Consider the following 22,999-nt stretch of genomic DNA (forward strand, 5'->3'; position numbering starts at 1 on the left):
TGTGTTTGTTTTTATAATAAAGAGGAGTTTTTTGAAATAAAAAAAGCCTGCACTCAGACCAGTGCAGGACTTCCTCAAACAATTAAAATAATGAGGTGGTAAACCGCAATTTACCACCTCATCTTAAGTTCCGTTTACTTTTTGTTGCATCTTTCATAAACCTGGGTTCTGATTTCACAGAATCTGTCAAGTCCCAGCTTCTTCATCGTCTGTATGTAGCTGTCCCAGTCTTTGTCGTTTTCAGGATCAAGATAACCCATTATAAATTGTGCGTAATATTGCTGAGCGGTCTGGTTAAGGCTGGTCGTAATGTCAGCCAGTTCACTGCTTTCTTCATCGGTGTATGTCATAACGGGAGAATTGAAGTAATAGTAACCTTCCCGGTTAAGGAATGTTTTCTCCAGTTCGGCAAGGTAAGGATAATAATACTCGTTCATATTCGGATGCTGTCTGCCGAATACTACAAATCCGTAATTCGTCAGAGTCTTGCCTTCGGATTTTAAAGGAGAAGACATCTGCTCGGTAAATACGTAATTGCCGCCTTCCTTTGTGTACGTTACACTTTCAATACCGTAGGTTCTGAATACCATACCTTCTTCGGTATGCAGCCAGTCCATATAGTCCATAAACCTTTCAGTGACTTCGTCGGAAGCATCTTCCGAAAAACCTATACCGTCCGCATTGTATAACGGGTTTCTCTTGAAATAGGTTGCCCTTTCGGGATTGCTTGACGGCATGACTTTTGCCCAGGTCCAGCTTGCTTCAGGGTTTTCGTTTCTTGACAGTCTGTTCATTTCACTGTCAATCTTTGAAGGATAACCCCATGCAACCATATGATTGCCCTTCGAAATTTCAGCATTCACCTGATCTGTTGTGCCTGTGGCAAATTCCGCAGGGCTTTCAAACGGATTATGCTTGTGTCTCCCACCGAATATACGCGTCTGCATGGCCAATAAGACTGCATTATTCGTTAACGGCGGAAACGGTAAAAAAAAGAGTCTGCATTAAGGCCATGCAGACTTAAATGCTTATTTAATTTTTCTAAACATGTTTTAACGCGTTTTTATTTTCCCTTAACCGCCCAAAGACCCAGTGCGGGATTTGAGATATAGAAATATCTCTCGCCGCTGTATTCGACATAACCGTCGGTAATTCCTTCGGGCATATATTTCCTTTCGGCTTCCTCGTATGGCATGTATCTAAAGCCTACACCTTCCACCTCTTCACGGGTCAAATGTTTAACCGCGTAAGTAATGGTGAACCTGCCGTCGCTGGAACCGTGAATTAAATGGGCCGCCGCCGAAGGATTTTCCCTGAGATCGGCATTCTCGTTGTATTTTTTCAGCGTGTTTTCCCTTCCCTTATAGCCGTATTTTCTGATTAGCCTGTCTATGCCGTCGTCCTCTCCGAATTTCCTTACACCCGGTGCCAGGATTATCAGCTCCCCGCCGTCGGCTATTGCCATACGCGTGCGGTAGATGGCCTTGTTCCCCAGCCACGTACTTTTAAACTCCCTCGGGTCAAGATACACAACCGCTTTCTTAATCGGCTCGTCAAGCCAGATCAGATTTTTCTCTCGGCTCAGTTCAACCGCCGCTTCAAACACTTTCCTGCTGTTGCCGGCAAACACCCCTTCAATCCTTACGTTGTCATGCGAGGCGGTGGTTACCGTCAGTATATATACCAGCGGCAGACTGTTCAGAAAATGTTCCTGGGCATAGTCAAAAACTTTTCTGACGGGGGAATGGTCCTTACCCATAATGCGCTCCATTCCGAAAACAGCGCCGAGTATATGACTGCGGTTAATGGTATCCTTGCCGCCGCACCCCACAAGTATATTTTTGGTATAGTTTGCCATTCCCACAACCTCATGAGGTACAACCTGGCCGATGGACAGGATAAGATCATACGAAGGATCCAAAAGGCGTTTGTTTATTTCCACCGGGAGAGGATCGTTTATAAGCCCTTCGGATACTTCGGCGACATAGCTTGCAGGAACCTCGCCTATCTTTACCACGTCCTCCCTCCAGTTGTGGACAAGCACCTCCTCATAAGGCACCATCCCCTCGAAAAAGACCTTTACCTGCTCTCTGGTCATGGGATCGTGGGTGCCCAGCGCAGGCATGATGTCCACCTGCACCGAATCCTTAAGTTTTGAATAAATCATCGCGGTTATTTTCCCCGCTCCGGAATGCATGCGGGTGAAATCGGGAGGAAGAAGCAATATTTTTTTCAGGGGCTGTTTTCCTGCTTCGCCCAGCACTTCATCCACAATCTCGCGGAGTTCATCATCGGTTATGCCGTTATTCGCACCAGCAATTCTGATTATATCCCTCATCTCAACCATCCTCATACCGGCTAATTCGCAGACAAATTTCTGCGAATTAGCCATATTTTTTGATTATATCCCTTTTCGCCGCAACGGCGAAACTTTTAAACATTATATGTCGTGGCTGACGTGGTTCCGCCTTCACCTGTCCAGTTGGTATGGAAGAATTCGCCTCTTGGCCTGTCAACCCTTTCATAGGTATGGGCGCCGAAGTAATCGCGCTGAGCCTGCAACAGGTTTGCGGGCAATCTTTCGCACCTGTAAGCGTCGTAATAACATAAAGCCGACGTAAATGCAGGAACAGGAATACCGTTCATTAATGCAACTGAAACAACTCTTCTCCAGCTGTCCTGAGCCTTTTCCACTTTTTCCTTGAAGAACGGATCCAACAGCAGATTTGTAAGGTCAGGATTCCTGTCAAAGGCTTCCTTTATCTTTCCAAGGAATTTTGAACGGATAATGCATCCTCCGCGCCACATCATCGCAATACCGCCGTAATTAAGGTTCCAGCCGTAGGTTTTTGCCGCTGAACGCATTAACGTAAAGCCCTGAGCGTATGAAACAATCTTCGACGCATACAGAGCGTTGCGGATGTCTTCGATAAACGCTTTCCTGTCCCCTTCAAATTTCGGGACCGGTCCTGAAAGCACCTTTGACGCCGCAACCCTTTCGTCCTTCATCGCCGACAGGCAGCGGGCGAAAACAGCTTCCCCAATCAGTGTCAAAGGTATACCTTCGTCAAGGGCCGCAATGGCGGTCCATTTGCCCGTACCTTTCTGGCCCGCGGTGTCAAGGATCTTATCCACCAGAGGCTGTCCGTCTTCGTCTTTGTACGCAAGAATGTCCCGGGTGATTTCAATAAGATAGCTGTTTAAATCGCCTTCGTTCCATTCCTTAAACACTTCATGCATTTCATCGGCGGTCATGCCAAGCAAATCCTTCATCAGGTGGTATGCTTCGCAAATCAGCTGCATGTCGCCGTATTCAATGCCGTTATGCACCATTTTTACAAAATGGCCGGCGCCGTTTTCCCCCACCCAGTCGCAGCAAGGAGTTCCGTCATCAACCTTTGCCGCTATTGCCTGGAATATTTCCTTAACATGGGGCCAGGCTTCAGGGGAGCCGCCGGGCATCAGACTCGGTCCCTTCAAAGCGCCTTCCTCGCCGCCCGATACTCCGGTACCGATATACAACAGACCCTTTTCTTCAAGGTATTTCGTGCGGCGTATTGTATCCGGGAAATGGGAATTTCCGCCGTCTATAATAATATCCCCTTTTTCAAGATGCGGAATCAGCATTTCGATAAAATCGTCAACGGGTTTGCCGGCTTTGACCATAAGCATTATCTTTCTGGGCTTCTTCAGCGAATTCACCAGTTCCTCTATGGAATAAGTGCCGATAATGTTCTTTCCTTTCGCCCTGCCGTTTATGAAAGCGCTTACTTTTTCGGTAGTACGATTAAACACGGCAACGGTAAAGCCCTTGCTCTCCATATTCATTGCAAGGTTTTCTCCCATAACCGCAAGTCCGATTAAACCAATATCCGCTTTGCTCATAAAAATCCCTCCCGTACTAACTGTTTCTTATCTTTTTACGCGGGCATTGCCTTCCCAGATGCTCCATACCTGTTCCTCATCAGCAGGCTGGGCGTAGTCCGTCAGGAATGTGGTTGCCATTGCACCGGTGGCCCATCCGAATTTCACCCATTTGTCGGGCTCCCAGCCTTTCAGAATGCCATAGAGAAGCCCGCCGACAAAGGCATCTCCGCCTCCTATTCTGTCAAGTACGTGAATTTCACGGGGCTCTGCCACATGCCAGTTATCGCCTTCAAGCATAATTGCACCCCATAAATGCTTGTTTGCGCTCAATACCTCCCGAAGGGTGGTTGCAAATACCGAAATGTTCGGATATACCGATTTAACCCGGGCAATCATTTCCTTGAAATTGTCCATCTGACCCAGGATATCCTTTCCGCCGGCTTCAGGCCCTTCAACGCCAAGGCACAGCTGGTAATCCTCCTCGTTACCAATAAGAATGTCCGCAACACGTACTATTTCGGTGAAAATATCCCTCAGTTCCTTTTCGCGGTTTTTCCAGAAAGAAGCCCGGTAATTCAGGTCAAAGGATATTTTTGTTCCGTATTTTTTTGCGGTTCTGGCCAGTTCAAGGCAGAATTCGCCCGTTTCAGGGGAAAGAGCGGCAATCAGGCCCGACATATGAAGAATTTTAACACCGTCATGCCCGAACAATTTTTCCAGGTCAAAATCCTTTGCGCTTAAAGTTCTTCCCACTTCACCGGCACGGTCATTCCAGACCCTCGGCCCTCTTACGCCAAAACCCATATCGGCGATATTGAACTGGTGACGATATCCCCACGGCCCGCCTTGCGGAACTTCCTTGCCTTCATATTCAATATGCCGGCTTGCCAGATCATCCTTGATAAACCTTGCAATGGGACTGTCCTTAACAAACGCGGTTAATACCTTGACCCTGAGTCCCAGATAGGAAATTACGCTGGCCACATTGGTTTCGGCGCTGGTAGCCTGCATGTAATACATATTACTGCAGTGTACCGGCTGAAAATTGACTGGAGTAATCCTTACGCCCATGCTTGTCGGAACCACGAGAGCATAAACAGCATTTTCCTTCAGTTGCATTAATTGCCCCTCCTTTGTTCAAAATATTAAAATTTATTAATTATATTTTAAATCATTTTGTCAATTTTGGACAGGTTAAATATTCCATTTCAACTCCGAACGCTATCAACCCCTCAAAACGAAAATCAGCATTAAATTGCCTGTATATCTTTGAATATTCCCACAGATGCAAAGAATAAACATACAACCACGAACAAATTCCATGCAGTAACCGACAAAAGGGCATAAAATTCATTTCCGGCGCTATGATAAATCAGCATCAAAAAAATAATCCCGGGGAGTACGACAAAAAACGAAACGAAAAGCTTTACAAAAATCAGCATGGCCTTACTGTGAGTTTTGCCGAAAAGCCGGCGGCACACTATATCGACGTAAATATATACCGCGCCGTAAAGCGTATAGCTCACAATACAAAGCAGTATAACAGGAATGCCGGCATCAAACATGAAACAGGCGATGGTAAACAGAATGGCGCCGTCAAGCAGGTTTTTAATGTTCTCCATAAGGGTGGCATAAAAAAGCTTTTTGACATTGGATTCCGGAATTAGGAATATATAATGTTTGCCCAACTCCATTGGCCATTTCCCCTGAACCACAAGAAAAAAAAGCATATATGCGCTGAAAAACAATGTAATAAATACGCTTGAGGCTTCTTCGGGCATTATAAACTTAGAACCTATGCCGCCGAGAATAACTATTAACGTTGACTTGTCGAAAAAAAGGAAATAGCTTATCTTCCTGTATTCCAGCATATGCTTTTCAAAAATGGTTTTTGCGCCGCAGGAAGAAAACCCGCCTTTCACCCGTCTTATTTTTTTGGTTTCGAGACTTGCGTCCCGGCCTTCACGCTTTGCCCTTATTCTTGATTCAAATTCTTCGGTGGCGTTCAAAACATCCTCATAGAAATCCAGATTCATTCCGGACATCGCAGCCATGCAAAACCCGATTATGACAACAAGAACAAAGATATTGACGAAGAAATTCAGGTCAATGCCGTACACGGCGGCTGACGCTATTGCCGAAATCTGTCCGGAAACGGGAATGTACGAAAAAACAACGGAATTCAGATATGCGATCAAAGCATCGCCCAATGAGCGTTTTTCCGCCAGTGTTAAAACAAATCCCAGTATAAACAGTACTGCGGAAATATCAAGAATTCGTTTTACCAATATTCGCCTTTCTCCGCTTTTCGACGCAAAACTGTAAACAACCATTCCCAGTACGGGAGAAGAAACAGAATAAAACAGGACTGCAATAAGGAATGCGACAACGCCGTTTTTTGCGAGTATAAAATTGTTTTTTATATTGGGTATTTGAAAAAACGCAATTAAAACAACAAGCAAGGAAGTGCCCATACGTTTTATAAAACCGTATAAGAGCACATGGCTTGGCTTTAGCGGCGCAGTGAAAACCATGTTCACGTCGGCAAAACGGAAATATGTGCTGCCCTTTTCAATTCCCCGCCTCAGCCCGGTATATAACGCCATTAAGTTGAAACCGGTAACCGCTGCGCTGAATAAATCGCCGTTAATGTTTCTTACCGTTCCAGAAGGCATAATCAGCGCAATTACGATAAAACACGCCAGCATCATTCCGATTATTATATATCCAATGAGCGCAAGGGGTTTATAGGCCAGCCCCCGTATGATGTTTTTCAGCTGTTTTCGTATTATAAAGAACATTGAGTTCATAGAGCCTGGCTCCCTTCTGTGCACCTGAAAAACACTTCTTCAAGCTTTTCGCCTTTTTCTTCCAGTTCCTGTCGTGTCCTGGCCAGCACAACCTTACCCCTGTTCATGATAAGGACCTTATCCCAGACCTCCTCAATGCTGTCTATTATATGCGTACTGATTAACACTGCGCATCCGGCGTTTTTGAGTTCGATAAATATATTTTTCAGCTCTTTAATGGCTTTTGGATCAAGCCCCACCATTGGCTCGTCAAACATAACCATTCTGGGATTAATTATTAGTGCGCAGCATATGCTGAGTTTCTGCTGCATACCTTTCGACAGCTCCTTGCCAAGTTTGTTCACCTTATCCTGCAAATCAAAGCGACAAATCAGTTTTTCCGCCCTTTCTTTCCAGCCGGCGTCCAGCCTGTAGGCACGAGCAATGAATTCAATATGCTCATATACCGTTAAATATTCGTACACAGCCGCAGTTTCGGGCACATAGCCGAAAATTTTTTTTGCTTCCACCGACTTGCACGGATGTCCGTCAATCAGAATATCACCGTCAAACCTTAAAAGTCCGGCTATGGACTTTATCGTCGTACTCTTTCCCGCGCCGTTCGGCCCCAGTAATACGACAATTTCACCGTTTTCCACCTCAAAACTTATATTGTCAGCGGCAACGATATTATTATATTTCTTAGTCAACCCCTTAACCTGAAGCATAAATTCTCACCTTCCTTAAGTCACATGCCTTCTTATGCCGTATAACGGTATTATAACCATGAATTTTGCAAGCCTTACGCCAATGCTATAAACGCAGCAGACATGTATGAAGTTTTCTGCAAGGAATAAATTCCAAATAAAAAAGAGTGAGGTTAATTTACTCACTCTTTGTTTTTCCACAGCACTTTTTATATTTTTTGCCGCTGCCGCACGGGCAGGGATCGTTTCTGCCGATTTTCTGAACGGTAACACGGCTGTCCTGATGGACCTGCATGCGGATTTGCCGCCTTTTTTCCTCCGCCAGGATGTCATTCCACTGCGGCAGGGTATACAGCCACTCGGCCTTCACTTTAAGCATATTATAGTAAAGCTTTTCAAAATCAATATTTAAAGTAATCTCTGAATCCTCGTTCAGGTCCTCAAGGTTCAGCTTTTCGGTAAGGCTTGTGTTAATCCCGTCAAGAAAGCCCATGAAGACCACCGGCTCCATTGAAAAACCGCCGGCAAGTTCTTTTACGGTACCTTTTAAAGTATTTTGCCGTTTCTCAAGAATTTCTTCATATGCCTTCTTTTCCAGGTCCAGGTATGATTCTATAAACTGCCTGTATGTAGCGGTATTCTGGCTGTTTTCCAGCTTCTCTCTCCATTCCTGGTATAAACCCATATGTTTTCTCCTTTCCTTATTTTTTCACCGGTATATTTATCCAAAGAGAGCGCAATTTACTACATTTTTTCGGGGGCTTCTATTTTGAGCAAATCCAGTACGTTTTTTATCACAATTCTGGTGCAGTGGATAAGGAACAGTCTCGCCTGCATTAAATCCTCCCGTTCCCCCTTAACCCTGCATGCATTATAAAATCTATGGAAATGGGAAGCCACATCAATTACATAGTGAGTCAGCCGGCTTGGCTCCAGCGTTTGCGCGGCCATTCTGATTTCTTCGGGATATTCGGCAAGCTTTTTAATCAGTGCCAGTTCTTCGGGCTGCGTCAGCAGAGCCAGGTTAATCCTGTCGGCAGGAAGCATTTCTATATTTTCTTCATTAAGCTTTCTCAAAATGCTGCAAATCCTTGCATGGGCATACTGGACATAGAAAACTGGGTTGTTATTGGACTGCTCAACCGCCAGGTCCATATCAAAATCCAGATGACTGCCCGAAGTCTTCATGTTGAAAAAGAACCTTGCCGCATCCACGCCCACTTCGTCAAGCAGGTCGTCCAGGGTTATGGCGCGGCCTGTTCTCTTGGACATTCTTACAATCTCGCCGTCTTTGTAAAGATGAACAAGCTGGAACAGCACAATCTGCAGCCTGTCCTTCGAGATTCCCAGCGCTTCCATCGCGGCCTTCATTCTTGCCACATGTCCGTGATGATCGGCGCCCCAAAGGTTTATAACCCTGTCAAAACCTCTCTTTACAAACTTATTGCGGTGATATGCTATATCCGATGCCATATATGTCGGATAACCGTTTTGCCGTATCAGGACCTCATCCTTTTCAAGCCCTGTTTTTTCGGCACTTAACCACACCGCACCGTCCTTTTCAACAACATATCCCCGTTCCCTTAAAATGTTCATTGTCTCTTCTATTTCGCCTTCATAAAGCGAGCTTTCGCTGAACCAGACATCGTAATTTATCCTGTATCTGGTAAGACCGTCGCGGATCCTTTTAAGGTTCCTCGGCAGCGCATATTCAACAAGGGCCTTTCTTCTCTCCTCAGGGCTCTTATCGAGAAGATTGTCGCCATGTTCCTTTATATAGTCTTTTACATGATCTATAATATCCTCGCCATGGTATCCGTCCTCGGGGAACGGCACGCTGTCTTCCCCCATGAACTGCTGAAGGTATCTTGCTTCAAGGGATATCCCAAACTTCTCAATCTGGTTTCCAGCGTCATTAATGTAATATTCCCTTGTTACATTGTAGCCCGCCTTTTCAAGCACACTGGCTATGCAATCACCCAGCGCACCGCCGCGGGCATTGCCCATATGCAAAGGACCGGTGGGATTGGCACTGACAAACTCCACCATTACCTTTTCGCCGTTTCCGATATTTATTTCGCCGTAGTGTTCCCGTTTTTCGTCTATAAGCCTTAAAGTCCTGTACAGCCATTCGTTGTTGAAATAAAAGTTAATAAACCCCGGCCCCGCCACTTCAACCTTATCGATATACGTTCCTTCGGTTTTAATGTGCTTCACAATAACCTGAGCCAAATTCCGCGGCGCCATTTTCATCTGTTTTGCCATTTGCATAGCCAGGTTTGTGGATAAATCGCCAAAGGCTTCTTCCCTTGGCCTTTCAAACATAATTTTTGGAATTTCGGCCTCGGGAAGCTCTCCTTCGGATATTGCCCGAGAAATTGCATTTTTTACCGCAGTTTCAAGCTGTTCGGTAATTTCCTCATAAATACTGTACATAAAGTTATCATCCCTCTTTATTTACTGAACTTTTACATTGAGAGTGGTAAAGCTTGTAAGCTGATTATTCACTTCGATAAAGTATTCCACATCAATGCTGCCACCTGAATCGTCCATATTTACGGATACTTTCTGGGCCGTTACCCCAACCTCGAAGGTACCGTATTCGGTACTGTATTCGGAGGTATGCTTCCGTCCTTTCTGAAAAACCATTAAACTGCTTACATTCCCGGAACGGATAAGCGTAACCGAATCGGGTTCTATTTTCAGGGTGGTGGTTGTTCCCTCCATACCCGTTAAATCGCTTTCATTATACGTGATATAGTAATTATCTCCTTCCTTGTAATAAACGCCTTCGGTAACAAAATTGAAAACATCTGCTTCCTTGTCCGGATGCTCCTGCACGCTGTTAACTGTAATCATTACGTCTTTCTTCAACGTTTTTCCCTCTTTCACATACTTAATAACTTAATATTTCTATATCATATTTACCATAAATTTTACAAGTTTTATTTAATAATTTTCCAAATCCACCCGTTCAATATTGGCAATCTCCTGTCCGAGTATCATTTTACCAAGTTTTTTGAACTTTTCCACGCTGTCACTTGTATAATACCGGTATGTGGCAGTTTCATTCCGGCTTTCAAGATTCTCTTTACGTAAAGTTTCCTTCAGAGCAACCGCCAGTTCTTCAGCCGAACTTACAAGAACCACATCATCACCCATGACTTTTCGTATTGTATCGGCAAGCAGCGGATAATGAGTGCATCCCAATACAAGAGTGTCTATCTGTGCCTGTTTCAGTTCCTTCAGATATTCTTCGGCAACCATCCGGGCAATTTCATTATCCCACCAGCCTTCTTCCGCGAGATTTACAAACAGCGGGCACGCCTTTGAAAAGATCTGCACGCCGGGATTCACTTTCTTGATGGCTTCGTAATAAACGCCGCTTTGTATGGTTGCCGGCGTGGCTATTACCCCTATTCTTCCGTGTTTAGTTTTTTTTAGCGCGCTTTTTGCTCCCGATTCGATAACCCCGAGAACGGGCACGCCAACCGTCGTACTTAGTTCGGGAAGAGCCACCGCGCTTATCGTATTACACGCCGCAACCAAAAGCTTAACATCCATCGACAGCAAAAAAGCCATATCCTGCTTCGTGTACTGAATAACAGTTTCCCGTGATTTTGTACCGTATGGCGCCCTGCCGTCATCACCAAAATAAATAATGCTTTCACTGGGAAGCTGCTTCATGATTTCCTTTACCACCGTCAGTCCGCCCAGCCCTGAATCAAAAACTCCTATAGGTCTGTTATCCATTATAATCTCCTCTCAAACGATCTATAATACTCCTTACAGCGCAGTAACGAAAGCTCGATCAGTTTCTCCAGCAATTCTTTGTAGCTTATACCGACCGCCTCCCACAGCTTCGGATACATGCTTATGCTTGTAAAACCGGGCATCGTATTTATTTCGTTAATAATTACCTTCTGTGTGCGTTTTTCCACGAAGAAATCAACCCGGGCAAGAATCGCGCAGTCCAGCGCTTTAAACGCCGTCACGGCATCGGCGCGGATTTTTTCCACAATTTCCCTGTCCAGGTCGGCGGGTATGCAAATCCTTGAATCGGATTTTATATATTTGGCTTCATAATCATAAAACTCATTACAAGGAATAATTTCTCCGACGGTCGACGCAACAGGCTCGTCAAACCCAAGGACCGCACATTCCACTTCCCTGCCGTCTATATATTCCTCTACAAGGATTTTACGGTCATAATTCGCAGCATACTCAAGGGCTTTGGGAAGCTCATCCGGATGTTTTACCTTTGAAACGCCAACCGACGAACCCGCGTTTGAAGGCTTTACAAAACACGGGTATCCTATCAGAGTTTCAACCTTTTTCTGGACTTCGGATATATTGCTGTGAATCTCCGGCCTTTTCACCACAATATACTTTGCCTGGTTAAGACCCGCCTTTTCAAAAAGGACCTTGCTTACCGCTTTGTCCATTCCGACCGCCGACGAAAGAACGTTGCAGCCGACATAAGGAATTCCGGCCAGTTCAAGCAGCCCCTGAATTGTTCCGTCTTCACCGTTTACACCATGCAATACGGGAAAAACAATGTCTACCGGGCGGCCGCATATTTCCTCAATAAATTTCCTTACAGACGGGAAAGTTGTCTCAGAACCGGCCTTGTTTTTTCCGAACTCCCGCCGTGCCTGTTCTTCCCATTCGCCTGTCCCTATGTATTTATATTCGCCATGATAAGGAAGCCATTCTCCGTTTTTTGTAATTCCCACAGGTAATATATCGAATTTTTCCTTATCGAGATTTTCAAGAACTGACTGGGCGGAAACCCGCGACACTTCGTGCTCGGATGACTGGCCACCGAAAAGGACAATAACCCTGACTTTTTCTTTCACAATAATCACCTTCTAATCCGGAAATATATAGTACCATCGGCTTTGACACTTATATGAAACCTATCAAGCACCGCATTGTGCAATATGCTGCGATACAGAAGCTCCTTTGATTATACATGAAACTACCCGTCTTTTACAAGACGGGCAGACTTTTGGTCGACTGAATAAAATCTGCATGTTAAGCTGCCTGAAACATGTTAAGCTGCCTGAAATCAGTCTTCAAGGATGTCCTCGTCATATGTTTCGGTTGCACCCGTTTCCTGAGCTTCGTCCTGGAAAAGGCCGTCATCCTCAGGAAGCACCGTAAAGCTTTGTTTCCTGTCAATTAACGATTCATTTCTCGGAAATGCGTTATCAAACCGGAAATTACCCTTGAATTCCTTCTGCTCCTTTCCGTTTATCAAAAACTTCACCGTTTCAATGTCTTTAAGCTCGGTAAGTGTATTAACAATAGAAAATATCGTGATTTCCTCAGCCTCCTTGCCGCCGGGATGATTGTCCACAAATTCCTTCGTCATGTCAACAATGGCGGTGCGTCCCTCAATTTTAACCGGTGATCTGAGGGAAGCTCCTTCAGGTATTGTGGGTTTCAACTCACTGCTCGACGGCCCCTTAACAAGTTCCTTAACCAGTACCGAAGCCAGCTGTTCGGTTCCCTGCTTTGCATCTTCCATATTTATATAGCGTATTTCGTTTACAAGACGGGTTCCGTCCTGATTCGAAAAATAAAGTGTTACAGGTAACTTTTCATTCAGCCTTCGTGCATCTTCCTCGCTTAAAACAATACTGCTTACCGGGCGTAATTCGTCCTCTTCAAGCTGTTTTAACGCTTTGTCGTCGGATTTAAGGCAACTGGTGAACAGTACAAGAAAAATCAGCGGCAAAGTTATAGCGAGAAATTTTTTCATGCTCCATAAACTCCTTTTCGGATTTGTCTAAAATATACCTATGCCTTTGACCGGACAAATATACTTCCGGAGAAAAGCAAATTTTTATTAGTTTATGGAGCATGAATAATTGTACCGCACGGGATTAATCAGCTTTCCCTCTGAGAACGCACATATTCAATCATGCTTCTTCCCGCAATGGCTCCCTGGCCTACAGCCACGGCTATCTGTTTAAAAACTCCTGTGCAGTCTCCGGCCGCAAAAAGCCCCGGGATGTTTGTTTCCTGCCTCTCATTTACAATTATTGACTGTTCCCTGGTCAATATCCCCATTTTCAGCGCAAAATTCACGCTGGATGCCGTGCCATAGGCTATAAACATCCCGTCAAGGGGAAATTCCGATCCATCCTCAAATACTATTTTTTCAAGCACTTCGCCGCCTTCAAAGGCTGCAATCGGCTTTTCGTTTATTTCAAATTTGTCCAGCATGGAGGTTTCGGTGAACTCGGTTTTTTCACCGTTTGTAAAAACCGTTACGTTTTTCGTGAAATTAAGCAGCTCGTTTGCTTCATGCAGCGCAAAATCTTTGAACCCAAGAACCCCGACCTTTTTTCCGCGGTAAAAGAAGCCGTCACAGGTGGTGCAGTAGCTTATCCCCCTGCCTTCAAACTTTTTCAGGTTGCGTATTTTTATATTAGCCTGTTTCTGGCCGGTTGCAATCAGCACGGTGCGTGCCGTGTAAGTATTGTTGACGGTTTTTACATGGAAATTGTCTTCCTTTTCAATACCTATAACTTCTTCTTTAAGAATTTCTCCCCCAAGGCGTTTTAACTGCTTTTCACCTTCGCTGATAATCCACTCTCCCGAAACAGGCTCGGAAAAACCGTAATAATTCTCGATTTTTGAGGCTTTTCTCAGAACACTGTCTCCCAAACCAAGAACCAGTGTTTTAATATTTGCGCGTACCGTATACAGTGCGGCCGAAATACCCGCAGGGCCGTCGCCTATAATAATTGCATCATATATCATTACGTCTCACCTCCTTTCTGGTATTTTACAGTTTATAAGTCACAAGAACAAGCCCCAAGGCATAAAATGACACTGTAACATTCAACCGAGGTGATATAATGAATGATTTCTCAAACTACCTACACGGCCAGATAACCAGAAAAAAAATAGAGAAAGGGATTGAAATGCTGCGCAACGAGAGCGCCGCTGAACTTAGAAAAAAGCTACAGAGCGTAAATATCGACGAGGCCCTGAAAAAGCTTGACGAATACGATAAAAACCGTTTAAGGGAACTTGGGATTAATATAAGTGAATACAGAAACAGGATTACGGAGGCAGACATTCAAAAGATATATCAGGTTCTGGGCCGTGATGGCGAAAAGGTAATCAGGAAACTACGGGAACTTCTGCGTTAAACCAATTTTTTACCGATTGTTCTGTAAAGGGGGTAAATGTTCATGGGGCAGAGCATGGACGACAAAATAAGGCAAATAACCGATATGCTTAACAATCCGGACGCTCAGGAAGGTATACGCCAGCTGTTCAGCTCCCTTAACCGGTCTCAGGACTATGCCCCGGCGTCATATGACGGGGATTATGCCGGCAACGCGGCGGAAAATACGGGGAATGCAGGGCAACTGATGCTTCGCGATACCGACTGGATCAGAAGAATACAGAACTTATTAAATCAGGTTAACAGTATAGAGGATTCCAGGATTAACCTTCTTAATTCAATACAGCCGTTTCTAAATCCCGTAAGGAGGGAACGCTGTGCCACATGCCTGAATATCCTTAAAATTGCAGGCATAATAAGGAATTTTACAAACAATGGCGGGAGGTTGTTGTAATGTCCGGAAGCAGTGAACTGTTAAACATTCCGTTACCTACCGAAAAGGATAATATAAAATACCCGCAGGTACCTTCGGTGTCCGATGACTACCACGGCAATCTTCCCGATATAAAAGGCCTGCTGAAAAAAATACAGCTGGACGATGTTCTGCTGCTGGGACTTATCATCCTGATTGCGTCAGATGATGACTGCGACAATTTTCTTCTCGCCCTTTTGATTTTTATCTTCCTTGCAGGTCTTGACAAACTTTTTCCCTTTTAAGGTGCCTGTTTAGCGGTTGAAAAATTTTGCCCGCTTCTTGCTTTACTGAGCCATAAGAAGCGGATTTGCCTTTATATTTCCATTCATTGCATACATACGTAAAGAATAGTTTTCCCTTTTAGTGCGCACAATTTTACTGAAAAGAGAATTCGGTTAAATTCATGCCAGCGGAAAAAAACCTGAAATGAGGGAGAATATGCGAAAGGGAAAAATATTAAGGATTGTTTTTGCGCTTGTCATTGCCGCGGCCCTTTTATACCCCGTCCTGTCCGACGTGGCAAGGGACTTTTTCGGATACAGCCATGCCGTTCTTTCATATTACGGCTCACGGGGGACCGAGGTTGTCAACATACAGAAAAAGTTAAAACAATGGGGATACTATAACGGTGAAATTGACGGTATTTTCGGATATCAAACCTATAAAGCGGTGAGATATTTTCAGTATAAAAACGGACTTAAAGTCGACGGAGTGGTAGGTCCCGAAACTCTGTCGGCGTTAGGGCTCCCCACAGGCACGAAACATTCGGTAACCGACAGGGACCTGGATCTTCTCGCCCATCTTGTGCACGGCGAAGCAAGAGGTGAACCGTATATAGGTCAGGTAGCGGTTGCGGCAGTGGTTCTGAACCGTGTAAAAGACAGCAGGTTTCCGAATACAATAGCGGGGGTCATATACCAGCCGGGTGCTTTTGATGCGGTTAGAGACGGGCAAATAAACCTTGAACCCAACGCCCAGTCATACAGAGCCGCCCGTGACGCAATGAACGGCTGGGATCCCACATACGGATGTTTATATTATTACAATCCCAGTACCGCAACCAGTAAATGGATATGGTCAAGGCCTGTAATGCTGTCAATCGGAAAACACAATTTTGCGAAATAACGGTACAGGGATGCGTCATCCGCATCCCTGTATTTTTTATGATATCAGAATTTCGATGGCAATATCCGGAGTATTTAGTGGATTTACTGGGCGTCATTTACCTTATTGCGCTGTGCAAAATAATTGTCAATTCCTTTTTTAATGGCTTTCGCCAGCTTTTTCTGATAACTTTCGGTCCTTAATTTCTGTTCTTCCTGCTCATTGGACAGAAATCCGCATTCCACAATTACCGTAGGGGTTTTAAGATTGCGCAGTATCATGATTGGAGTGGTTTTTACCAGTGCCTCCCGTTTGTTGGTAGGATCGACGTCTTCCCTTAATACCTTCTGAATACACACCGCAAGCTTTTCACTTTCGGCCGAATTGGGCGGATAGAAAACCTGGGCGCCGTAATATTTACTGTCGCTGAAATCGTTTAAATGAATACTTACAACTATATCCGCACCGCCGTTGTCCATTATCTCCTTTCTTCGGGTCAAATCCTGCCTTCTTTTTTCGGTGATATCGGTAGTACCCTCACTGTAAACCAGTTTATCTTCTTCCCTGGTCATTATTACCTGGTATCCCGCCGATTTTAATTCCTCCGCGAGGAATTTTGCAATTGCCAGATTAATGTCTTTCTCCTTTGCGCCTGAATAACTGCTTACCTTTCCTGGATCTTCACCGCCGTGTCCCGCATCAACTATAACAGTGCCAAGGCTCGAAATTGATGATGCCGGGGTCGCTTCCACATCACCGCCGAGGTTAAGGCAATAAAGGGCAATTGACAAAAGGAAAATAAGTATAACGAGCGTTACATTGCTTTTTTTAACGAGTACGATCATAAATACACCCCGTCCTTTGTTTCATCTGTAATAACATATTCAAGGAGGGGTTGGCCATATACTTAATATTTCAGATATTATTTTCTGTACCGGGCTTTTACATCCTTTTTGGCATTCTGCGGCTGTTTCTTTAATTTTTCAAATATTTTCAGTTTTTTAGTAATATAGAAGTTGTGAAATCCGGCCAAATATCCAAGTCCCGCAATAACGGGAATAATCAAAAGCACCACATGATAAGACCATTCGTCATGGGATATAAGCTTTGCAAGCCAGTACAACGGAGCCGTAAACGCCTGCAGCATCCGCCTTTTAAACGTGGTTAATTCGGCAGGTACATTAACCAGATAATAAACAAGCTGTATAAGAAGTATAGGCAATACCGCTATAAAACCATATTTAAATCCCTTATACGGCGGTGGATTAATGTTGTACTGCGGGCGTTTTTCCCTGAAAGCGGTATCCCGCATATCGCTGTACATCATCGCCGTCATCAGAAGAAAGACAATAACCGAAAAGATTGTAATTCCCGTCTCAAAATTTTCTTTAAACAATGAAAACACTATTGATGAAAAAACTCCGAAAATGATTAGGGCGACAAAATAGTCCACCGTAATCCTCAAAGCCCGTTTTATCTGTGACCAGACTTTATTATCCAATTAATCTCCTCTCCTGTCTTTCAGAAAATTATGGTTTTCAAAGGCTTTAACATATTTTCCCGGCCTCCGCGGCATCTTCTACACATTCTTTCCGGCTGACACGAACCGCAATCAATTCCGAGTTTGCTGCGGATTATTCCGATTGGAACTAATTTTGATTTCTTTATTCAATTATACAAAAAGAAAATCTTTTAATCAAAGCCTTTACCGATTTTTCATACGGCTTATATTTCCGACGGACAGATTTGAAATAAGCCGCATTATCATCATGTGTGGATATCAACGGGAATAAAATGGAATTACATGGTTTCTTCAGGCTCTAATTATTAGCCCAAACAAGTCATCCTCTTGCTGGTCAGTTTGGATTTAAATATAATATTATACATGTATGGAATATTTTATATTATATACAAGAAAATAGGAGGATTTTTAATGGGTTTTTTTCTTATTTTATATCCAAAAAATCTTTACCTGACGAAGTAATCAGAAAAGCACATGATGAACATTACAGTTTGTCCGATGTGACAAAATTTGTGAATGATGCAGGGAACGGTTTAAAATTTTACTCATTTAATCCAGCGGCAATTTATATTTCATCCCCGGACTTTATACTGAACGCTAAAAATCCATACGACTGCAGAAAATTACCGCTGAATGAATTTTACAAGTGGATTATTGAGGAATTCAGTAAAACCGGCAATTTTCAATACATACAGTTTTTTGAGGACTATACCAAGATAGTTGACGGTTACAGTGAAGTGTACTTTAAAAAATGCAGGAAGGAAGATATTACCCCTTCCCGTCTTCTGGAAGGTCTTACAGGCCTTTCAGAACCACTTAGGGATGATGTTTTATACAATGTAATTGTAACCGGAAAAGTACCACAAAATGATTAAGCTGTGCTTTTGGGCGCTGAAAAAGCGGGGATTTATAAAATCCCCGCTGTGGTATTCATGACTGTTTCAGACCGCTTCCCTGTGCTCCACTTTAAAGTTTTTGCTGCATCTGTTGGCATAGCTGCTGGCAACAAAGGCATCAGGCTTGATTTTTGTGTCAACACCCATACCTTCGAAATACCCTATCATTTCCCTTATAAGTTTCCTGGTTTCACCCTTTGTACCAATGTCTATATGCGCCTCCATTTTACAGTCAAAGTTCTTGTAATTCTCAGTAAATTCACACAGGGTATCGAATAACAAATCATGCAGTATGGATAAAATTTCATAGGTTATTACCGTTTCCCTTGAAATTTTCTCCCTGAGATTGGTATATCTCCTGTTTTCCACCTTTTTCGCAACACAGCACCAGGCACCCTGCCCAATTCTGTGAATATGAATACCGGTAGCAAAACATGTATAATTTCCTCTAACCTGCGAATCGGTTCCGACGGCAAGACGATAGCGCTGATTCGGGTTTTGGGCAATGAAATTCCTGATCATTTTGGCCACCGTCTCAATATCCATGTTCTTTTGAGTTGAGTTGAAAAATTTCATTTTTTCACCAACTATAGGCAAGGATTTAGAGGAAACCATACGCATCATCCGCTAAACCAAAATTGCCGTTTTTTCTGTATAATATAAAATATATGTTAACACTCATTAACTCGCCATACAAGGGTTATTTTGCAATATTTTTGTTTCTGATATACGAATATTCCTTTAACATTTTGTCTTTTATATCCCACAGCGGTTTCGAGAGGTCAACATAGTATCTGTGAGGGTTGTCGAACCTCGTTACCTCGTCCCACAGCGTTTCGGTCTGAGCAAGGCAATAGTCCCGAATCTCCTTGAGCGTCGGGCTTTTATACACGCATTTTCCTTTGTCGAAAATCTTAACCTGAAGGTCCCTGACGCTGAAATTGGTAACGATCTTCCTTTTCCATGTAAACTCAGGGTCGAACAGTTCATACGGTTCATTTTCATTTATTACCTCATCGGGAAGGGTTAACAGGTCGGCAACTGCTTTTCCGGATTCTTTGTCGTAAAACCTCCATACTTTTTTAAACCCCGGATTGGTTATCTTTTCAACATTCTCGCTTATTTTTATCTTAGGTATAATCCTGCCGTTCTCCTCAATGGCAACAAGCTTGTATACCCCGCCGAAGACAGGCTCCGAGCTTGACGTGATAAGCCTTTCCCCTACGCCGAAAATGTCCACTTTAGCACCCTGGACAAGTATATCCCGTATTCTGTATTCATCCAGCGAGTTCGACGCAACTATCTTGCAGTCGGGGAAACCCGCCTCATCAAGCATCCTGCGTGCCTGTTTCGACAGATACGTGATATCACCGCTGTCTATTCTTATTCCCTTCGGTCTATATCCTTTTGGAAGCAGAACCTCGTTAAATACTTTTATCGCGTTTGGCACTCCCGACCTTAAAACGTCATAGGTATCCACCAGCAAAATGCAGTTGTCGGGGTACATATTCGCGTAGGCGCGGAAAGCTTCCAGTTCGTTCGGGAACATCTGAACCCAGCTGTGAGCCATTGTTCCCATCGCGGGTATTCCAAATTCCCTTTCGGCAATGGTACATGCCGTTCCCACACACCCGCCGATATATGCCGCCCGTGCGCCGTATATCGCCCCGTCATACCCTTGAGCCCGCCTTGAGCCAAACTCCATCACGCTGCGTCCCTGAGCCGCCCTGACTATCCTGTTTGCCTTCGTGGCTATAAGGCTCTGATGGTTTATGGTCAGCAGAACCATTGTTTCAATAAACTGTGCCTGGATAACCGGTCCCCTTACGGTAACAACCGGCTCATTCGGGAATATGGGCGTTCCTTCGGGTATGGCCCATATATCGCATGTAAACTTAAAATTTTTCAGATAGTCCAGAAACTCCTCGCTGAATATTTTTTTGCTTCTGAGGTAATTTATGTCCTCGTCGGTGAATTTCAAATTATTGATATACTCAATAAGCTGCTCCACTCCGGCCATTATTGCATATCCGCCGTTATCGGGCACTTTGCGGAAAAACATGTCGAAATACACTATTTTATCGGCCAAACCGTTTTTAAAGTAGCCGTTTGCCATTGTAAGCTCATAAAAATCGGTTAACATCGTTAAATTCAATCTATCCATAAAATTCACTCCCTCAATACTATTACCCGGCTTATTTAACAATATAGATCATTATTTGTTAAATTTAAAGCATTGTCGGTTTTTAAATGAAAAAATAATAATTTTGTCTGGAGTCTTATGGTAAACATGTATGTTGTTTATAAATTTTTTATGTAATATAATAAACTTGAAACCTTCAAAAATTACGCATTTTAGATTTTTTGAATCCTTTCCGGGGGAGGAAGATTTATGCCAGAAATTAATGTAAAAACATTTAAAAGCAATCCAAGTCTCAGCGGAATGGCAAAGCTTGTTCCCGATGTCGTCTTTTCAAAAGTTTCGGGTGTTGAACTGAAAATGCAGATAATAGTTCCCTGGGTAAATGAACAAACTTACGAGACAAACACTAAAAAATGGCCGCTCATTGTATTCCTGCAAGGCAGTGCCTGGACTTTCCCCGATGTTTATTACCAGTTGCCTCAGCTTGCGACTATTGCAAGAAAAGGTTATGTCGTAGCCACAATAACCCACCGCAATTTCATGGAAGGCCATCCCGCGCCGGCATTTCTGCAGGATGCCAAAACCGCAATTAGATTTTTGAGAAAAAACGCAGAAGAATACCATATCGATCCCGAACGCGTTTGTTTCTGGGGCACGTCTTCGGGAGGCAATACCGCGCTGCTTGTCGCACTGACGGGGGACGATCCAAAATACAAAACCGATGAATACCGTGAATTCTCTGACAGTGTTTCGGTTGCGGTCGACTGCTTCGGCCCGACCAACCTGGTAGGGCTTTTTGAAAAGGTGAAGGACACATTGGATCCCGCTCTTATTAACGGCCTTGTAGGAGGCAATGTTACAAAGCACATGGATTTGCTTAAAGAAATAAGTCCGCTGCTCATTCTTGAAAATAACAGGAACTATCCCCCCATTCTTCTGGTTCACGGTGATGCCGACGCCGTTGTTCCGTATTCGGAAAGCGAAAACATGTACAACGCTCTTATTGAAAACGGCTATGACGCAGAACTTATACGTGTCGAGAACGCATCTCACGAGGGTTCTTTCTGGAGCTGCGAGCTTATTGATGAAATAATGGACTTTATAAAGAGAAAACTATAGTCGGTATAAGCCATTTTGACATGTTTAACTGAAATGTTCCAAATCTTGTGCATGAAGAGTATTAAATTGCCCGCTTTCTTTTTCGTACAAAGGAAGCGGGCATTTAACGCTCATAAATTCAGAATGTCATCTATTTCCTGCAGCTCTTCGGCTGTAAAATTCAGATTGTCCAGTGCCCTGACATTGTCGGCTATCTGCTCCTTGCGGCTTGCGCCTATAATTGCCGAAGTTACTTTTCCATTTCTCAGCACCCAGCTTAATGCCATCTGTGCCATAGACTGACCACGGCGTTTTGCAATCTCATTCAGTTTTCTGATTTTGCTCAGCAGTTCCTCTGTAATATTTTCCTTCTTCAAAAATATTGATTTCATTGCACGGGAATCTTCGGGAATGCCGTCCAGGTATCTGGATGTCAGAAGCCCCTGGGCAAGCGGCGAATAAACCACAGTCCCAATACCCTCTTCTTCCAGCACCTGTTGCAGGCCGTCTTCTATCCGTCTCTCCAGCATGGAATACCGCGGCTGGTTTACAAGCAACTTGACTCCCATCTGTTTTATAATCCGGGAAGCTTTTCTTGTTTCTTCAGGCCCATAATTGGACACACCCACATACAGCGCCTTTCCTTGCCTTACGGCCTGTGCCAGCGCCTCCATAGTCTCTTCCAGCGGAGTATTCGGATCATACCTGTGATGATAGAAAATGTCCACGTATTCCAGCCCCATTCTTTTCAGGCTCTGATCAAGGCTTGCAATGAGGTATTTCTTTGAGCCCCAGTCTCCGTACGGGCCCTCCCACATGTAATATCCTGCTTTTGTGGATATAATAAGTTCGTCCCGGTAAGGCCTGAAATCTTTCTTAAGAATTCTGCCGAAATTTTCTTCCGCGCTTCCAGGCGGCGGACCATAATTGTTTGCCAAATCAAAATGGGTTATTCCCAGATCAAAGGCGTATCTCACCATTTCCCTCTGATTTTCAAACGGGGATGAGTCTCCGAAATTATGCCACAGTCCCAGAGATAAGGCGGGCAGAAGCAATCCGCTTTTTCCGCAGCGGTTGTATTTCATTTTTTCATACCGGGTTTTATCCGCAACGTATTCGTTCATAGTTTTAACCCCATTTCTTTTTTGTTTAATTATATATTTATCCGTTCCCGGTCTTGGAATAACACTCAAATGCCACGCGATTATAATCCTAAATATAGTGTCCTGTTAATTGCGAAAATGGTTTCTG

The 22,999-nt window shown here is 43.9% G+C and carries 24 protein-coding genes; 6 read left to right on the top strand and 18 right to left on the bottom strand.

What is annotated here, in order from left to right; genetic code table 11:
* Positions 1-134 precede the first annotated feature (134 nt).
* The 13 genes from CST_RS11790 to CST_RS11850 all read right to left on the bottom strand — a co-directional run bounded on the left by CST_RS11790 (position 135) and on the right by CST_RS11850 (position 14,137).
* Positions 135-947, bottom strand: a complete 813-nt coding sequence (locus CST_RS11790) for a type 2 periplasmic-binding domain-containing protein (protein ID WP_015360158.1) — start codon at positions 945-947, stop codon at positions 135-137.
* A gap of 116 nt (positions 948-1,063) precedes the next feature.
* Complete coding sequence (locus CST_RS11795; RefSeq protein ID WP_015360159.1) at positions 1,064-2,392, bottom strand: nickel-dependent putative hexonate epimerase; 1,329 nt, start codon at positions 2,390-2,392, stop codon at positions 1,064-1,066.
* 41 nt (positions 2,393-2,433) lie between these two features.
* On the bottom strand, positions 2,434-3,885 hold the full coding sequence (gene gnd, locus CST_RS11800) for a decarboxylating NADP(+)-dependent phosphogluconate dehydrogenase (protein ID WP_015360160.1): 1,452 nt from the start codon (positions 3,883-3,885) through the stop codon (positions 2,434-2,436).
* Positions 3,886-3,912: 27 nt separating this feature from the next.
* Entirely contained in the window at positions 3,913-4,986 is a 1,074-nt protein-coding gene (locus CST_RS11805) for a sugar kinase (protein WP_015360161.1), read from the bottom strand.
* Positions 4,987-5,117: 131 nt separating this feature from the next.
* Positions 5,118-6,677 (bottom strand): putative ABC exporter domain-containing protein, encoded by a 1,560-nt coding sequence (locus tag CST_RS11810; protein WP_015360162.1) that lies wholly within the window; start codon positions 6,675-6,677, stop codon positions 5,118-5,120.
* Positions 6,674-7,384, bottom strand: coding sequence for an ABC transporter ATP-binding protein (locus CST_RS11815; protein ID WP_015360163.1), 711 nt, complete (start codon positions 7,382-7,384; stop codon positions 6,674-6,676). The genes CST_RS11810 and CST_RS11815 overlap by 4 nt, the downstream gene beginning before the upstream one ends.
* A gap of 157 nt (positions 7,385-7,541) precedes the next feature.
* Complete coding sequence (locus CST_RS11820) at positions 7,542-8,048, bottom strand: SEC-C metal-binding domain-containing protein (protein ID WP_015360164.1); 507 nt, start codon at positions 8,046-8,048, stop codon at positions 7,542-7,544.
* A gap of 59 nt (positions 8,049-8,107) precedes the next feature.
* The gene (argS, locus tag CST_RS11825; protein WP_015360165.1) at positions 8,108-9,799 is read right to left on the bottom strand and encodes an arginine--tRNA ligase; all 1,692 of its coding nucleotides are present in this window, start codon (positions 9,797-9,799) and stop codon (positions 8,108-8,110) included.
* 21 nt (positions 9,800-9,820) lie between these two features.
* Positions 9,821-10,237 (bottom strand): YwiB family protein, encoded by a 417-nt coding sequence (locus CST_RS11830; protein WP_015360166.1) that lies wholly within the window; start codon positions 10,235-10,237, stop codon positions 9,821-9,823.
* Positions 10,238-10,312: 75 nt separating this feature from the next.
* Positions 10,313-11,116, bottom strand: coding sequence for a glutamate racemase (murI, locus tag CST_RS11835; RefSeq protein WP_015360167.1), 804 nt, complete (start codon positions 11,114-11,116; stop codon positions 10,313-10,315).
* On the bottom strand, positions 11,116-12,222 hold the full coding sequence (locus CST_RS11840; RefSeq protein ID WP_015360168.1) for a D-alanine--D-alanine ligase family protein: 1,107 nt from the start codon (positions 12,220-12,222) through the stop codon (positions 11,116-11,118). The genes murI and CST_RS11840 overlap by 1 nt, the downstream gene beginning before the upstream one ends.
* A 212-nt stretch (positions 12,223-12,434) precedes the next feature.
* Positions 12,435-13,130: a GerMN domain-containing protein gene (locus tag CST_RS11845; protein WP_015360169.1), complete on the bottom strand. Its 696-nt coding sequence runs from the start codon at positions 13,128-13,130 to the stop codon at positions 12,435-12,437.
* A gap of 128 nt (positions 13,131-13,258) precedes the next feature.
* A complete protein-coding gene (locus CST_RS11850; RefSeq protein ID WP_015360170.1) occupies positions 13,259-14,137 on the bottom strand; it encodes an NAD(P)/FAD-dependent oxidoreductase in 879 nt (292 codons plus the stop codon).
* Positions 14,138-14,235: 98 nt separating this feature from the next.
* Here CST_RS11850 and CST_RS11855 point away from each other — a divergent pair, with 98 nt between their 5' ends.
* From CST_RS11855 to sleB, 4 genes are all read left to right on the top strand, one after another.
* Complete coding sequence (locus CST_RS11855) at positions 14,236-14,532, top strand: hypothetical protein (RefSeq protein WP_015360171.1); 297 nt, start codon at positions 14,236-14,238, stop codon at positions 14,530-14,532.
* Positions 14,533-14,574: 42 nt separating this feature from the next.
* The gene (locus CST_RS11860) at positions 14,575-14,964 is read left to right on the top strand and encodes a hypothetical protein (RefSeq protein WP_015485154.1); all 390 of its coding nucleotides are present in this window, start codon (positions 14,575-14,577) and stop codon (positions 14,962-14,964) included.
* Positions 14,964-15,227, top strand: a complete 264-nt coding sequence (locus tag CST_RS11865) for a hypothetical protein (RefSeq protein ID WP_015360173.1) — start codon at positions 14,964-14,966, stop codon at positions 15,225-15,227. The genes CST_RS11860 and CST_RS11865 overlap by 1 nt, the downstream gene beginning before the upstream one ends.
* Positions 15,228-15,423: 196 nt before the next feature.
* Positions 15,424-16,110 carry a spore cortex-lytic enzyme gene (gene sleB / locus CST_RS11870; protein ID WP_015360174.1) on the top strand — a complete coding sequence of 229 codons (687 nt, stop codon included), beginning with the start codon at positions 15,424-15,426 and terminating at the stop codon, positions 16,108-16,110.
* Between the two features lie 83 nt (positions 16,111-16,193).
* Here the strand turns inward: sleB and cwlD are convergent, their stop codons facing one another.
* Positions 16,194-16,934 carry an N-acetylmuramoyl-L-alanine amidase CwlD gene (gene cwlD, locus CST_RS11875; protein WP_015360175.1) on the bottom strand — a complete coding sequence of 247 codons (741 nt, stop codon included), beginning with the start codon at positions 16,932-16,934 and terminating at the stop codon, positions 16,194-16,196.
* Between the two features lie 77 nt (positions 16,935-17,011).
* Positions 17,012-17,590, bottom strand: a complete 579-nt coding sequence (locus tag CST_RS11880) for a hypothetical protein (RefSeq protein WP_015360176.1) — start codon at positions 17,588-17,590, stop codon at positions 17,012-17,014.
* 521 nt (positions 17,591-18,111) lie between these two features.
* On the opposite strand from CST_RS11880, the gene CST_RS11885 reads away from it, so the two are divergent.
* Positions 18,112-18,486 carry a hypothetical protein gene (locus CST_RS11885; protein ID WP_015485155.1) on the top strand — a complete coding sequence of 125 codons (375 nt, stop codon included), beginning with the start codon at positions 18,112-18,114 and terminating at the stop codon, positions 18,484-18,486.
* A 66-nt stretch (positions 18,487-18,552) separates the two neighbouring features.
* Here CST_RS11885 and CST_RS11890 read toward each other — a convergent pair whose 3' ends face one another.
* Together CST_RS11890 and CST_RS11895 are read right to left on the bottom strand one after the other, a co-directional pair.
* Positions 18,553-19,053, bottom strand: a complete 501-nt coding sequence (locus CST_RS11890) for a ribonuclease H-like YkuK family protein (RefSeq protein ID WP_242823556.1) — start codon at positions 19,051-19,053, stop codon at positions 18,553-18,555.
* A 154-nt stretch (positions 19,054-19,207) separates the two neighbouring features.
* A complete protein-coding gene (locus CST_RS11895) occupies positions 19,208-20,671 on the bottom strand; it encodes a nicotinate phosphoribosyltransferase (protein ID WP_015360181.1) in 1,464 nt (487 codons plus the stop codon).
* Positions 20,672-20,899: 228 nt separating this feature from the next.
* Here CST_RS11895 and CST_RS11900 point away from each other — a divergent pair, with 228 nt between their 5' ends.
* Positions 20,900-21,769, top strand: a complete 870-nt coding sequence (locus CST_RS11900) for an alpha/beta hydrolase (RefSeq protein WP_015360182.1) — start codon at positions 20,900-20,902, stop codon at positions 21,767-21,769.
* Positions 21,770-21,879: 110 nt separating this feature from the next.
* Here CST_RS11900 and mgrA read toward each other — a convergent pair whose 3' ends face one another.
* Positions 21,880-22,872 carry an L-glyceraldehyde 3-phosphate reductase gene (gene mgrA / locus CST_RS11905; RefSeq protein WP_015360183.1) on the bottom strand — a complete coding sequence of 331 codons (993 nt, stop codon included), beginning with the start codon at positions 22,870-22,872 and terminating at the stop codon, positions 21,880-21,882.
* Between the last annotated feature and the right edge of the window lie 127 nt (positions 22,873-22,999).

The organism is Thermoclostridium stercorarium subsp. stercorarium DSM 8532, assembly GCF_000331995.1.
Classification (GTDB): domain Bacteria; phylum Bacillota; class Clostridia; order DSM-8532; family DSM-8532; genus Thermoclostridium; species Thermoclostridium stercorarium.